The following is a 15681-nucleotide window of genomic DNA, read 5'->3' as shown; positions in this document are numbered from 1 at the left end:
GCTCCTACGAGAGCGAAGCGGTGGTGCGAAGCACAGGGCAGGGCAGCCATAAAATTTCGCGCCGCGTGCCTCACTCCCGACCGGGCAACGGGCCAACCTCGGGTTCCTCGTTCTGTCATGTTCAGACCCGGTGGCCAGCCCCCTCGGCGCTTGCAGGGCAATGCCGCTTCCAGCCCCGGCAACCTGGCGGTCATTTTCCCGGGAAAGGCGCGAAAACCTCGGACAAACACCCGAGAATCTTTTGCAAAAACAGCTGCTTTCTCCCGAGGTTTTTTCCTTTATCTGTCACCGGAAACTGCGAACTTCTCTCCCCATGGCCTCACCCATCAAGCCGTCTGGATCAAGGCTTCTGGCCCGAGTGCCATGGCGTCATGCAAGAGCTATTCACCCAACGTACGAACACGACGAAAGGAGATTCTTCATGTTTAAGCGCAACGTTCTCGCGGCATCCCTGACCCTGGCTGCCCTGTGCTCGGCACAGGCTGCAATGGCTGATATCAACGGCGGTGGCGCAACCCTGCCACAACCGCTGTACCAGACCGCTGGCGTACTGACCGCCGGCTTCGCTCCCTACATCGGCGTAGGCAGCGGCAACGGCAAGGCTGCCTTCCTGAACAACGACTACACCAAGTTCGTGGCCGGCACCACCGGCAAGAACGTGCACTGGGCCGGTAGCGATTCCAAGCTCAGCGCAGCAGAGCTCAAAGGTTATGAAGACAATCACCAAGCGGCCTGGGGCAAGCTGATCCAGGTGCCTTCGGTGGCCACTTCGGTTGCCGTTCCATTCAACAAGGCTGGTTCCACCGCCGTTGACCTGAGCGTCAATGACCTGTGCGGCGTGTTCTCGGGGCGCGTTTCCAAGTGGGAGCAGCTTCCGACTTCGGGCCGTACCGGCGCCATCACCGTGGTTTACCGCAATGAAAGCAGCGGCACCACCGAGCTGTTCACCCGCTTCCTGAACGCCAAGTGCGCCGAGACCGGCACCTTCGCCGTGACCACCAACTTCGCTTCCAGCTACTCGGGCGGCCTGCCTGCCGGTGCGGTTGCCGCTGTTACCAGCCAAGGCGTCATGGACGCGCTGAACGCAGGCGACGGTCGCATCACCTACATGAGCCCGGACTACGCCGCGCCGACCCTGGCCGGCCTGGACGACGCTACCAAGGTGGCCAAGGTGGCTGGCGTTTCCCCGGCGCCTGCCAACGTTTCCTCGGCTATCGCCGCGGTTGCCGTGCCTGATACCACTGTTCGTGGCGACCAGAACCTGTGGGTTCCTGTCTTCACTTCCCAGGCCAACATCGACGCCAACCCAAGCGACAAGAGCCTGCGCCTGTACCCAACCAGCGGTTACCCAATCCTGGGCTTCACCAACCTGATCTTCAGCCAGTGCTACGCCGACGCTAACCAGACTTCGCAAGTACGGGCTTTCTTCAGCCGTCACTACGGTGCCCTGGTGAACAACGACACCGCCATCAACAACAACCGCTTCGTGCCTCTGCCAGCTGCCTGGAAAACTGCAGTACGTGACTCGTTCGTCACTGCCTCCAGCGGCCTGAGCATCGGTAACGCCAGCGTCTGCAACGCCATCGGCCGTCCGCTGTAACTCTCGCGTCCGATACCTGCAGCACCCGGATCAGCAACGGTTTCGACCGTTGCTGATTTTTTTCATGCTCGGCACAACGGTCCGGCACGAGTGCTCGCCCGTCCTGATACGACAGGAGTCATGTCATGTTCAAAATGCATTGGTTAGCCACGTCACTGGTGGGCAGCGCCCTATGTGCCCAGTTGGCCCTGGCGGATATCAACGGTGGCGGGTCGACGCTGCCGCAGTCGTACTACCTGGCGCCCGGGGTACTGACGGCGGGTTTTGCGCCCTACATCGGCTCTGATCTCGGGGACAAGGAAGCCTTTCTGAACAACGACTACAACCGCCTGATTCCGGGCGCCCCTACCCGGAACGTGCACTGGGTGGCCACTGAATCGAAGTTGAGAGGCAGCGAGCTCGACGGCTACTCCATGGCCCATGGCGCGAGCTGGGGGCCGTTGATCCAGGTGCCCGTCGCCGCCACGGCGGTGGCGATCCGCTTCAACAAGGCCGGCATTGGCAACCTGGACCTGAGCGTCAATGACGTGTGCGGGATCTTCTCGGGCCGGCTGGACCGTTGGGAGTACCTGTCGAGCGGTGCAGGCACTTACGGACCACTGACGGTGGTCTACCCGCAAGGGCCCAGTGGCACCACCGAGCTGTTTACCCGTTTTCTCAATGCCAAGTGCTCTGAACCGGCCGGGCCTTTCGCGGTGACCCGGTTCTTCGCCAACGCTTATCCAGCCTCGGTGCCACAGACCGCCAAGAGCGCGCAGGGCAGCCCCCAGATCATGGAAGTGCTCAATGCAACCCCGGGGAGTGTGACCTTCATCGGTTCCAGCCACGCATCCAGCACCCTTGCCGGGCTGGAAGATGGCAGCAAGGTAGCGCGGGTAGGGGGGATAGCCCCGACACCGGCGAACATCGTCAACGCCATCAGCCTGATCAGCCCGCCGACGGCGAACCTATCGACCGGCCCGTTCAGCGACCCCATCAGGTGGGTACCGGTGTTCGCCGCTTCGTTCGATGGCAATGACCCCTCGGTGGTGCCATTTCCCAGCGTCGGGTATCCGATCCTGGGCTTTAGCACCGCGATTTTCAGCCAGTGCTACGCCGATGCGACGCAAACCGCCCAGGTGCGGGCGTTCTTTGCCCGCCAGTACGGTTCGCTGGTCACTAACGATGCGGCACTGCTCAACAACAACCTGCAACCCTTGCCGGCGATCTGGAAGGCCGCGATACGGAACGCCTTCGTGACGCCCGCCAGCCTGCGCAGTATCGGCAACCCCAATATCTGCAACGCCATCGGCCGACCTTTCTAGCCGGCCAGCGCCGCTTGCCCCTGCCTGCCGCCGTGGCACGCAGGGGCAGGGGCGACACCCTGCACCCCAAAGATGAATTTTCCGTGACATCCGTTCGGTCGCGCCTCGCGCCAACGGCCTATCCCCTAAAGCAGTGACGCGCGCCCTGGGCCCTACAAGCGTCGCGCTCCCGTGGGCGTCATAACAAAGGATGAGTAGTAATGGTTCGCTGCAAACCACCGGTCAAATCCCCCGCGCTGCGCCTTGATGGCGAGCTGCCGATCCTGCGGCTCAAGCCCCTGGCCCAGGCCATCGCCCTGCTGATGGTGGCGGGCAGTGCCCATGGCGCCACGGCCTTCAGTTCCGGCTGGTTCGCCGACAAGGGCGCGTCCCAGGCCGCCACCGCCGCGCGCACCAACGGCCAGGTTCCGGGGATCCCGCCGCTGTCCCAGCAGACCCGCGCCAACCAGCAGTTGCAGCGCTCCCTGAGCAACCTCAATTCCAGCGTTGCCGCCATTGCCGCCCAGCAAGCGGCCCAGGCTGCCGCACGCCAGGCCGCGTTCGGCACGGTGAGCACCATTCCCGATGGCCTCGGCGAAGGCGGGCTGAAGGTCGACAACAGCCTGACCCAGGGCTGGCTCAATGCCAAAGGGCCGGTGCAGAGCCAGTCCGGCGGCAAGACCACGGTGACCATCGAGCAGACCGCCGACAAGGCCATTCTCAACTGGGAGACCTTCAACGTCGGGCGCAACACCACCGTCGATTTCCAGCAGCAGTCCAACTGGGCGCTGTTGAACAAGGTCAACGACCCCAATGGACGGCCCAGCGAAATCCAGGGCCAGATCAAGGGCGCCGGTACGGTGATGATCATGAACCGCAACGGGGTGATCTTCAGCGGCACCAGCCAGGTCAATGTGCGCAACCTGGTGGCGGCCGCGGCCACCATCAGCGACGAGCAGTTCACCCAGCGCGGGCTCTATGTGGACGCCAACGGCACCCAGCCGACCTTCAGCGATGCCCTGGGCAAGGTCCAGGTGCAGCGCGGCGCGCTGATCCAGACCCACCCGGCGGCCACCTCCACCGAATCCGGCGGCTATGCCTTGCTGCTGGGCTCGGAAGTGGAGAACGCCGGCACCATCGTTACTGCCAAGGGCCAGACCACCCTGGCGGCCGGCGACAGCTTCTACATCCGCCGCGGGGTCGGCACCAGCGGCAACCAGCACTCCACCACCCGGGGCAATGAAGTTGCCACTTCGCTGAAGGCCGGCAGCAGCGCCGGCAAGGTCAGCAACAGCGGCCTGATCATGGCCTCCACGGGCGACATCACCCTCACCGGGCACCAGGTGGCGCAGAACGGCGTGGCCCTGGCCAGCACTTCGGTGGACACCCGCGGCACCATCCATTTGCTCAACTCCGCCAGCGACAGCACCGGCAGCGTGACCCTGGGGCAGGGCAGCACCACCGCAATCCTTCTGGACAGCAGTGGCAGCAGCGCTCTGGACAGCCAGCGCAACAACGGCCTGATCAACCTCGACGGCACCCCGACCAACCTGATCACCGGCCAGTTCAACAACCTCAGCAGCGTGGCCGACCGCAGCGACCAGTCCCGGGTGGAGATCGTCAGCGGCGGCACCGTGGATTTCCAGGACGGCTCCATCACCCTGGCCACCGGTGGCCAGGTGGCGGTCAGTGCCGGGCAGCGCAGCCTGGTGCGCGATGGTGCGGTGATCGATGTGGCCGGCGCCGTCGGGGTCAAGGTGGCGATGGAGTCCAACAACATCAAGATCAACGTCCAGGGCAACGAGCAGCGCGATTCGGCGGGCAACCGCGACAGCGGCCAGTTGATCAACAACGACGTCTGGGTCGACCTGCGCGAGCTGGTGTTCGTCCCGGCGGGCACCAACGGCTACGCCACCGATCGCTGGTACACCGCCGGCGGCCTGCTGGAAGTGGGCGGCTACCTGGGCACCCAGGGCCACAACATCGGCGAGTGGATGGCCCAGGGCGGTACCCTGACCTTCACCGGCAAGGACGTGGTGACCCAGTCCGGCGCCCAGTTGAACCTCTCCGGCGGCACCGTCGATGTGCAGGGCGGCTACATCCAGCAGACCTGGCTCAAGGGCGCCGACGGGCGCTTGTACGAGCTCTCCAGGGCGCCGGGGGACCTGCTCTACACCGGCATCTACAAGGGCTATGTGGACAGCAGCCCGCGCTGGGGCCGCACCGATTACTACTACAACCCGCTGATCGCCCAGCAGCGCCGCTACGAGGCCGGCTACAGCGTCGGCCGCGACGCCGGCAAGCTGGTGATCGGCACCAGCAACGCCGTGCTCGAAGGCCAGCTGGTGAGCGAAGTGTTCAAGGGCGACCGCCAGACCCAGGCGCCGAACATCAACCTCGACGGCTACCAGCAATCGCACAAGGCCGCGGCCCAGCGCGCGCAACTGATCATTGGCAACTACACGCCGATCTACAACAAGGCCAGCGGCACCCTGCGCTACGCCCTGAGCCCCAGCGTGGACAAGGTGCTGATCGAGGCCAACCAGCAGAAGATCGCCGACGGCCTGGACCTCGCCACAGCCCTGCCGGCCAACCGCCAGGGCCAGCTGGTGCTGGACAGCGACCAGCTCAACGGCTTCCAGCTGGGGGCGATCAAGGTCGGCGCCAGGCAGCAGGTCCAGGTCAACGGCGCGCTGAAGGTGGCCGATGGCGGCGACATCACCCTGTTCGGGCCAGAGGTCAAGATCAACGCCAACCTCACCGCCCACGGTGGCAGCATCAACGCCGGCAACGTGCTGAACCAGGTGGATGTGAACCGCAATTTCGTGGTCGGCGATGTGATCCTCGCGCCCACCGGCGGCGCCCAGGCCCGGGTCGATGTGGCCAGCGGGGTCAAGCTGGATGCCAGCGGGCGCTGGAACAACCTGGCCCTGGACCCCTCGGACAGCAGCGGCCTGGCCTTTATCAACGGGGGCAAGGTGTCGCTGCGCAGCAGCGGCGACCTCAACCTGGCCAACGGCACCCTGGTGGATGCCAGCTCCGGCGCCAGCATTGCCTATGACGGCAAGACCAGCGGTGGCAAGGGCGGCGACGTGACCCTGGCCGCCGACGGCAAGCTCGACCTCGATGGCGAGCTGCGCGGGTATGGGGTCAACGGCGGCGGCACCCTGGCCCTGCAGGCGCACAAGGTGCTGATTGGCGCCCATGATCCGGCCCCCGAGGCCGGCACCCTGCAACTGGCCGGGGATTTCTTCAACAAGGGCTTCGGTGCCTACGACATCACCGGCAACGAAGGGCTGACCGTGGCCGAGGGCGCCCAGGTCGAGGTCAACATGCCGGTCTACCGCTTCGGGGCCCAGGCCAGCAGCAGTGCCACTGGCAGCGACCCGGCCACGGTGCTGGAGCGCTGGTTGCCGCAGCTGTACCAGCAGGATGCAACCAGGGGCGTGCTGACCCAGCGCCGTGGCGCCGGCCTGACCCTGAGCGCCGGCAACCAGTACTCCACGGCCGCCCAGTTGGCTACCACGGCGCTGAGCGTGGGGCAGGGCGCGGTGATCAGTGTCGACCCGGGGCAGGCCATCAACCTGCGCAGCGTCGGCCAGTTGACCCTGAACGGCACGCTCAATGCCTGGGGCGGCAGCGTCAGTCTGGGCGGCCTGACGGTGGCCAGTTCCGAGGCCGCCAATGCCGCCGGTCACGGACGCTCGATCTGGGTCGGCGAGCAGGCGGTGATTGATGTGGCGGCGCGGGCGGTGAGCGCCGTGGACAACCGTGGCCGCCGTTACGGCCAGGTGCGCAATGGCGGCAAGATCGCCATCGGCGGCGAGATCGACCTGGCCACCGGTATCGCCAAGGCCAGCGACCTGTTTGTGGTGGTGCGCGAGGGGGCGCGTCTCGACGCTTCCGGCGCCCAGGCGGCCCTGGACATTCCCGGCCAGGGCCGGGTGCAGGTGGCCAGCAACGGTGGCAGCATCAGCTTCGCGTCCAACAACGGCCTGTACCTGGATGGCAGCTTCGTCGCCCGGGCCGGAGGCGCTGGCGCTGCAGGGGGCACCTTGTCGCTGGCCCTGGAAAGCCCGTACTACATCAAGAACGCGGTCAGTGACCGGGTGCTCAAGGCCCGGGAACTGGTGCTCAGCCAGACCCACCAGGGCAGTGCGCTGCCCGCTAGCGCCGACGCCGCAGCCGCCAGCCTGGAGTATGGCCACGGCCGCCTCGGGGTGGATCAGGTCACCGCCGGCGGCTTCGACAACCTGGCACTGCTGAGCAACGGCCTGTTGAGCTTCGATGGCGATGTGTCGCTGAACATGGGCCAGAGCCTGCGCCTGTACAGCGGTGCCCTGAACCTCAGCGAAAGCGCCGCGGCCAATAGCCGGGTCGACCTGTCGGCACCCTACCTGCTGCTGGCGGGCATCCTCGCGCCGCTGGAAGCCAAGGACCAGTACGTGCGTCCGGTCTCCACCGGCACGCCGTCGCAACAGGCCACCCAGGCGCAGTTCAATGCCAGCGGCAACCTGATCGATGTGCGTGGCAACGTGGTGTTCGGCAGCAAGGGCACGTTGCGCCAGGCCGACAACAGCCTGCTGAGCGTCGAGCGCCGCGGGTTCGACCATGTGCAACTGACCAGCCAGGGCGACCTGCGCTTTCTCGCCGGGGCCGGGGCCGATGTGATCGCCAAGGGCATCAGCACCCAGTTGCTGACCCAGGGCGACATGACCCTGCGGGCCGCGCAGTTGTACCCGGGTACCGAGGTCGGGGCCCGGGTGATTGCCGGCTACCTCAACGATATTTCCGGCACCAGCATCAACTTCGACCCCACGCGCACCCTGACCATCGGCCGCACCGGCCAGGGCGAGGCGCCTGTGCCGTACTCGGCCTTCGGCCGCTTGCAGCTGGGCGCGGCCAACATCCAGCAGGGCGGGGTGGTCCGTGCGCCCCTGGGGCTGATCGAGATCGGCAACCTGGGCGCGAGCAAGGTCGAGCTGCTGCCCGGCAGCCTGACTTCGGTCAGCGGCAAGGGCCTGGTACTGCCTTACGGCGGCACCGTCGATGGCCAGGTCTACAAGTACAACGGCAAGACCGTGACCTTCCTCGGCCAGGGCGCCCTGGTGAATGAGAACAGCGACCTGAGCGTCGGGGTGATCCTGGGCGGCAAGTCGGTGCAGGTACAGCCCGATGCCACCGTGGACCTGTCCGGTGGTGGCGAACTGCTGGGCGCCGGGTTCATTTCCGGGCGCGGCGGCTCCACCGATGCGCGCTACAGCCCGCTGGTGCAGATCGGCGCCAACGGCAGCTTCATCCTCCCGGGCCTGGGCAGCAACCCGATCTACGCCATAGTGCCCGGCGTGCAGCCGGGCTATGCACCGGTGGCACCGGAGGGCGGCGCGGTGGACCCGCTGATCGGCCAGCAGATCACCATCGGCGCCGGGGTTCCGGGGCTGGCGGCGGGCACCTACACCCTGATGCCGTCCACCTATGCGCTGATGCCGGGGGCCTTTCGCGTGGAGATCAACGGCCTGGCCGGGCTCGGCACCGAAGGCGCGACCCAGCCGTTGCGCAATGGCTCCTGGTCCACCGCCGGGCGCCTATCGATCGCCCATACCGGGATCAGCAACAGCGTCGCCAGCCAGTTGATCCTGACCTCGGCCGACACCCTGCGCCGCTATTCCCAGTACAACGAAACCGGCTATGCCCAGTTCGCCCTGGCCGATGCCGCCAAACTCGGGGTGCCACGGCCGATGCTGCCGGTGGACGCCAAGACCCTGAAGCTGGCCCTGGAGCCGGGGGCCGGTGCGGATGCCTTCTCGTTCAAGGGCATTGGCCGTTTCGATGCCCCTGCGGGGGGCTATGGCGGCACCGTCGCGGTGTTGAACATGGGCAGTGGCAACATCGAAGTGGTGGCGGCCGGCAAGTCGGCCACCCAGGGTTTCAACGGCGTTACCCTGGATGCCGACAGCCTCAACGCCATGGGCGCAGCGCGCCTGATGCTGGGCGGCCTGACGCTGGTCAAGTACGGCCAGGGCGGCAACTACATCACCGTGGCCGAAGGCGTGAACACGCCCAAGGGCTCGATCACCTTGCGCGAGGGCGCCACCCTGGCCGCGCCGGAAGTGTTCCTGGTGAGCAACACCGGCGAGATCGTCCTGGAGCAGGGCGCCTCGATCAATACCCTGGGCCGAGGCAAGGCCAGCTATGACGCCCGTGACGGTTTCACCTACCAGGTGGCCAATATGCTGGCGGTGTCCAACGGCCTGCTCAACGTGATCAGCAAGGCCCAGGCCGGCGGACAGACCAGCGGCGGCATCCGGCTCGGGGTGTGCGCCAGCGCGCCGTGCAGCGGGCAGACCGCACTGTATTCCGATGGCAGCCTCGTTGCCCTGACCGACAACGCCTTCGAGCTGGGTGACCAGGTGCGCTACGGCACCCGCCACCTGAACCTGGGCCTGAACAACATCAACGTCGGCAGCCCGGAGGCGCTGGCGGCAGCGGCGGCGGGCAATCGCCTGCCCAGCGGCATGACCCTGACTCAGCAACTGCTCGACCGCCTGCTGCGCGGCGATACCCAGTTCGGCGCCCCGGCCCTGGAGACCTTGCAGCTCTCGGCCCGGGACGGCTTCAACTTCTACGGCAGCGCCAGCCTGGACACCTACGACCCGGCGACCGGCAAGTCGCTGCTGAGCAACCTGATGCTCTCCACCCCGGCGATCTACGGTGCCGGGGGCGCCAATGATGTGGCCAGCATCCACACCGCCAACCTGATCTGGCAGGGTTCCGAGACCCCGGCAGGCGCGGTGGTGGCCGGCGGTGCCGGAACCGGCAGCGGCCGCCTGCAAATCAATGCCGAACGCATCGAGTTCGGCTACGGGGCCTTTGCCCAGCCCAGCACCACCAAGAGTTTCGACCGCCTGGCCCTGGGCTTTGCCAATGTCGACCTCAATGCCAGCCAGCGCATTACCGCCAACCACAAGGGCAGCCTGTCGGTCTACCAGAGCCAGGGCGCCTTCGATCCGCTCAAGGGGTTTGCCTACAGCGGCGGCAACCTGAATATCCTCACCCCACTGATGACCGGCGAGGCCGGCTCGGTGAACCGCATCACTGCTGGCGGCGCCATGGATATCGGCGCCTCGGCCGGCCCTCGTGGCCAGGCCAATGGCCAGGGCGCGGAACTGTCTCTGCAGGGCGACAGCATCCGCCTGGCCAGTGCCGTGGTGCTGCCCAGCGGCAAGGTGACCCTGGGGGCCCGGGGTGATGTCAGCCTGACCGATGCGGCGCTGATCGATGTGGCTGGCCGCACCATCGCCTTCAATGACCTGAGCAAATACGGCGCCGGCGGCGAAGTGCTGCTGCAGAGTGCTACCGGCAATGTGCTGCAGGCCACGGGCTCGACCATCGACCTTTCGGCCACCCACAACCAGGCCGGCAAGCTGCGGGCGGTGGCGCTGGACAGTGCGGCCGGGCGGGTAGACCTGGCGGGCAAGGTCCTTGGCGGCAGCAGCGGCTACTACGATGCCGGCGGCACCTTGGTGCCGTTCCTCGGCGCCACGGTGGAAATCCAGGCCCAGCACCTGGGCAGCAGCGGCACCCTGGACGAGCAGTTCGCCGCCCTCAACCAGCGCCTGAACCAGGGCCAGGTCTTTGGCGCACGCAGCTTCCAGCTCAAGCAGGGCGACCTGACCATCGGCGACGGGGTCAGGGCCAGCACCGTCAACGTCTCGGTGGACAACGGCAGCCTGCGGGTTACCGGGCGAGTGGACGCCAGCGGCGAACGGGTCGGCAGTATCAACCTGGCGGCCGGCAAGGGCCTGACCCTGGACGGCAGCGCGGTGCTCGATGCCCACGGCAGCAAGCTGCGGGTGGACAGCTACGGCAAGATCATCGACTCACCGAACCGCGCCAGCGTGGTGCTCAGCTCGGGCCAGGGCCGCCTGACCCTGGCCGACGGTGCGCGCATCGACCTGCGCCACGGCACCGACGTGGCTGTGGGCAGCGCTGCGGGGCAGAACGACGGTCGCAGCCGCGGCACCCTGGAGCTGAACGCGCCGCGCCTCGTCCAGGCGGACCAGAGCAGCAACGACATCGACATCGATGCCCGCGGCCCGCTGGATATCCAGGGCGCGCGCTCGATTGCGGTCAACGGCATGCTCCGCTACGACGATGCTCCGGAAAAAAACGACGCCACCGCCAGCGGCCGCCCTTACCAGGAAATCACCCAGGCCTACCTGGATGCCAAGCATGCCCAGAGCACGGCCTTTATCAATGCGGCCCTGCAAAACAGCGACCTGCTGCAGAACAAGCTGGCCGGCCTGAACAACGCCGGCTATGCCGACGCCTTCCATCTGCGGCCCGGGGTCGAGATCGTCAGCAAGAGCGCAGACGGCGACCTGGTGGTGCAGGGCGACCTGGACCTGTCGGGCTATCGCTATGCCAGCCTCAACCCCCACAGCCAGAAGACCTCGGTCTACGGTTCCGGCGAGGTCGGCAGCCTGACGCTGCGCGCCGGGGGCGACCTGAATGTCTATGGCAGCATCAACGACGGCTTCGCGCCGCCGCCTGCCACCGTGGACGACAAGGGCTGGGTGCTGCTGCCGGGCGTGGACTTCACCGGCGGCACTATCATCGTGCCGGGCAACGGCGTGACCCTGGCCGACGGCACCGCCTTCCCGGCGGGCAGTACCCTCAACTACGACCTGCCGATCAAGGGGCTGACCGTGGCCGCGGGCACGCGCCTGCCGGTCACGGCGACCCTGGACCAGACCCTGGTACTGCCGGCGGGTACGGTACTGGCGGCGGCGATTCGCGATGCCTCGGGCAACCTGCTGTTCGCCGCCGGCACCCTGCTCGGCGAGCCCCGGACCCTGGTCGCCGGCACCCGTCTGGAGGCCGGGACGCTGTTGACCCAGGGCACCCAGCTGCGGTCCATGACCTGGCCCAAGGGCGTGCCGCTGCCGCAAGTACACCTGGCCAATGTGAACAACAACATCGTCATGCTCGACGGCAGCAAGGCCCTGCCCAAGGGCGGGCTGATCCCGGCCGGCACCAACGTCAAGCTGCCGAGCGGCGTCGACTCGGTGCAGTTGCGGCCCGAAGACGTCGGGCGCCAGGGCAAGCTCTGGGCCATTGCACCGATGCTTGCCGAAGGCTCGCAATCCTGGTCCCTGCGCCTGGTGGCCGGGGCCGATACCAGCGCAGCCGACAGCCGCATCGTGCAGGCCAACCCACGCAGCGGTGACTTGCATCTGGCGGACAGCCATTACGGGATGTTCGCCAAGGAACTGCCCAGCCAGGTGGTGCGGACCTGGACCCAGGTGGCGGTGGATGACCTGGCCGGCGCAGGGATAGTGGTCAAGGCCGGCGATCCGATCGACGAACAACTGCTGGTGGATCTGGGGCAGACCTCGATCGAGCAGTTCTGTGCCGACAGCCCGGCCTATTGCGCGATCAAGGCCAGCTACGCCTGGACCCAGCTGGCGGTGGACGAGCTGGCGGGCGCCGGGGTGGTGGTCAAGGCCGGCGATCCGATCGATGAGCAACTCCTGCTGGACCTGGGGCAGTCGTCCGTCGCGGCCTTCTGTGAAGAGTCGCCCGCCTTCTGCATGGCCCTGGACAGCAAGACCTATGGCGCAACGCCGTCCAGCAGCCGCTTCAGCGTGATCCGCACCGGCACCGGCGACCTTGAACTGCTCAGCGCCGGCAACCTGAGCATGGACTCGCTGTACGGGGTCTATACCGCCGGTACTTCCTCCACGGCGACGACGGCCGGCGATCCCTACAACCAGCCACGGGCCCTGGGAACGGGAGCCACGGTGCTCAATGACCCGGGCAGTTACTTCGAGCAGTTCGTCAATGGCAGCGGCACCAGCCTGTACCGCGCCTGGTACCCGGAGGCGGGGGGCAACCTGCGGGTCAGTGCCGGTGGCGACCTGACCGGCAATATCAGCAGTACCGCCAACGACAGCCGTGCCTGGCCCAACCCCAAGGACAACGGCCAGGACTCGGCCGAAGTGGGCAACTGGCTGTGGCGCCAGGGCAGCGGCGATGTTGCCACCGGCGGTTCGGCGCAACCCGGTGCCTGGTGGATCAACTTCGGCACCTATGCGGCCAACGGCAGCGCCGACCGGATGCTGGGCTTTACCGGGTTCGGCACCCTGGGCGGCGGCAACCTGGAGCTGAATGTCGGCGGTGACGCGGGCATCCTCCAGCGCCTGACGGACAGCGCCGGCGCCTCCACCGTGGCGCCCCGCAGCCAGGGGCTGGTGCTGGCCGTGGGCAGTACCGGCCGGGTCGCCAGCGATGGCCGCCTGCAACTGACCGGCGGTGGCGACCTGCGGGTGAACATTGCGGGCGCCTTGAACCCGGCCAGCAACCTGGTCATCGAGCATCGCAACGGGGTGGTGGTCAACCTGCGTGGCAGCAGCCATTTGCAGAGTGCCTCCCTGGGCAGCATCGACCTGCACTATGGCGGCACCGCCGTTGACCACAACCCCAGCGAAGCCCGGGCCTTCGACCCGTTGCGCGCCACCCGTGGCCTGGCCCAGGGCGGCCTGACCCTGGTGCCCGGCGATGCCACCTTCAACCTGCAGAGCCGCGGCGACCTGGTGGTGCAGAACGTCGAGGACCCGGGCCGGGTCCGCCAGTTCAACACCGCGCTCTTCAGCCGTGGCAGCCAGCAAGGCAGCGGCTGGAGCTGGTTCACCCTGTGGACCGAGCGTACCGCCATCGACCTGATGTCCCTGGGCGGCAACCTGACCCCGCTCACCAGCCCTGGCAGCACCGATCTGGCGGTGGTCTATCCGTCGATCCTCAGGGCCGTGGCAGCCAGCGGCAGCCTTTACTATGGCAAGGCCGCCAGCGCGCAAGTCGGCGACCTCAACTACCGGGTGCCGCTGTTCCTGGCGCCGGGCGCCGCAGGGCAGTTGCAGTTCCTGGCCCAGGACTCGATCTACGCGGGCGGTTTCACCGTCAGCCAGTCGGGCGCCGCGGCCGCTTCGGTGGCCACGCCCTGGCGTCCGGCATTTGTCGGCAGCATCGAGGGTGAGTTGGTGGCCAGCAACCTGTCGGTCAACGGCAACCCGGTCATCGGCTCGATCCTGCCGTTGTTCGCCTTCGGTTCCGGCAGCGTCTCCGGGCTGGTTGCCGGCCCGGCCGATCCGGCGCGTTTCTATGCGGTGAACGGCGACCTGATGGGGGTCAACAGCGGCCGGATCATCACCTTCGGCCAGGCGGCCTCCCAGTTGCACTCGGGGCAGACCTGGTACGAGGGCAGCCGCCCGGTGTGGATGATGGCCGGGCGCGATATCGTCAGCAGTGGCCGGACCTTCGGCGTCGAGGACCCGGTCAATGGCTCGACCTCCCAGGGCAACCTGTTTGTGCACAACAACCCCAGCGACATCTCCGTCGTCAGCGCCGGGCGCGACATCCTCTACAGCAACTTCAACGTCGCCGGCCCCGGCACCCTGGAACTGACCGCGGGGCGCAACATCCTCATGGAGGACAAGGTCAGCGTCACCAGCATCGGCGCCGTGGCGCCGGGGGACCGCCGGCCTGGGGCGAGCATCGTGATGCAGGCCGGGTTCGGCCCCAACGGCCCGGACTACCGGCGCTTCGTCGAGGCTTACCTGGACCCGGCCAACCTCGCCCAGCCGGGCGAAAGCCTGTCGGGCGCCCGGGTGGCCAAGACCTACGAGGGCGAACTGCTGGACTGGCTGGCCGAGCGCTTCGGCTTTGTCGGCGACAGCGCCCAGGCCCGGGCCTATTACGCGGCCCTGCCCGCGGAACAACAGCGGGTGTTTGCCCGGAATGTGTATTTTGCCGAGCTCAAGGCCGCCGGCCGCGAGTACACCGAGGAAGGCGGTATGCGCCAGGGCAGCTATGCCCGTGGCCGTGCGGCGATTGCCGGGCTGTTCCCGAGCACCGACGTGGCGGGCAACCCGATCACCTACCAGGGCGATATCACCCTGTTCGGCGGTGCCGGGGTGCACACCGACTTTGGCGGCAACATCCAGATGCTGACCCCCGGCGGCAACCAGACCTTCGGCATCGAAGGCACGGCGCCACCGGCCTCGGCGGGGATCATCACCCAGGGCGCGGGGGACATCCAGCTGTACTCCCTGGGCAGCATCCTGCTGGGCCAGAGCCGGATCATGACCACCTTCGGCGGCTCGATCATGGGCTGGTCGGCGGCGGGCGACATCAACGCCGGCCGCGGTTCCAAGACCACCGTGGTCTATACACCGCCCAAGCGGGTCTACGACAACTGGGGCAACGTCAGCCTGTCGCCGTCGGTGCCCAGCACCGGGGCGGGGATCGCCACTCTCAACCCGATACCCGAAGTGGCGGCCGGCGACATCGACCTGATCGCGCCCCTGGGCACCATCGATGCCGGCGAGGCGGGGATCCGGGTCTCGGGCAACGTCAACATCGCCGCTCTGCGGGTGGTCAACGCGGCGAACATCCAGACCCAGGGCAAGTCCAGCGGGGTGCCGGTCACGGCGGCGGTCAACACCGGCGCCATGACCTCGGCCAGCGCCGCCGGCTCCGCCGCGTCCCAGGCCGCGGAAGATGCGGCCCGCAACCAGCAGGCGGCGGCCAAGCAGGGCCGGGCGTCCATCGTCACCGTGGAAGTGCTGGGCTTTGGTAGCGAACCGGTGCAACGCCCCCGTGAAGACGCCAGCCGCGCCCCGGGCTACAACCCCGACAGCCCGGTGCAGGTGCTGGGCGCCGGGCCCTTGAGCGACCAGGCCCGGGCGCGTTTGACCGACGAGGAGCGCGGGCAACTGACGCTGTAGGTTCTCTCGTGGT

General features: G+C 67.4%; 3 protein-coding genes. All 3 read left to right on the top strand.

The window, feature by feature from the left end; genetic code table 11:
• The first annotated feature begins 421 nt into the window (after nucleotides 1-421).
• The 3 genes from BM382_RS04690 (at nucleotide 422) to BM382_RS04680 (ending at nucleotide 15668) form a co-directional block, all read left to right on the top strand.
• Complete coding sequence (locus tag BM382_RS04690) at nucleotides 422-1600, top strand: substrate-binding domain-containing protein (protein WP_011061052.1); 1179 nt, start codon at nucleotides 422-424, stop codon at nucleotides 1598-1600.
• A gap of 125 nt (nucleotides 1601-1725) precedes the next feature.
• Complete coding sequence (locus BM382_RS04685) at nucleotides 1726-2904, top strand: substrate-binding domain-containing protein (protein WP_011061053.1); 1179 nt, start codon at nucleotides 1726-1728, stop codon at nucleotides 2902-2904.
• A gap of 200 nt (nucleotides 2905-3104) precedes the next feature.
• Entirely contained in the window at nucleotides 3105-15668 is a 12564-nt protein-coding gene (locus BM382_RS04680; RefSeq protein ID WP_072442045.1) for a filamentous haemagglutinin family protein, read from the top strand.
• The last annotated feature ends 13 nt before the right edge of the window (nucleotides 15669-15681 follow it).

Origin of the sequence: Pseudomonas sp. NFPP25, assembly GCF_900116505.1 — a bacterium.
Taxonomy (GTDB): Bacteria; Pseudomonadota; Gammaproteobacteria; order Pseudomonadales; family Pseudomonadaceae; genus Aquipseudomonas; species Aquipseudomonas protegens.
The sequence above is the reverse complement of the archived record's forward strand: the minus strand, read 5'-3'. Positions and strand labels throughout refer to the sequence as shown.

Excerpts from the sequence above, each read along its gene's own strand:
- BM382_RS04680 (WP_072442045.1), top strand. The coding sequence starts at position 3,105 with ATGGTTCGCTGCAAACCACCGGTCAAATCCCCCGCGCTGCGCCTTGAT.
- BM382_RS04690 (WP_011061052.1), top strand. The coding sequence starts at position 422 with ATGTTTAAGCGCAACGTTCTCGCGGCATCCCTGACCCTGGCTGCCCTG.
- BM382_RS04685 (WP_011061053.1), top strand. The coding sequence starts at position 1,726 with ATGTTCAAAATGCATTGGTTAGCCACGTCACTGGTGGGCAGCGCCCTA.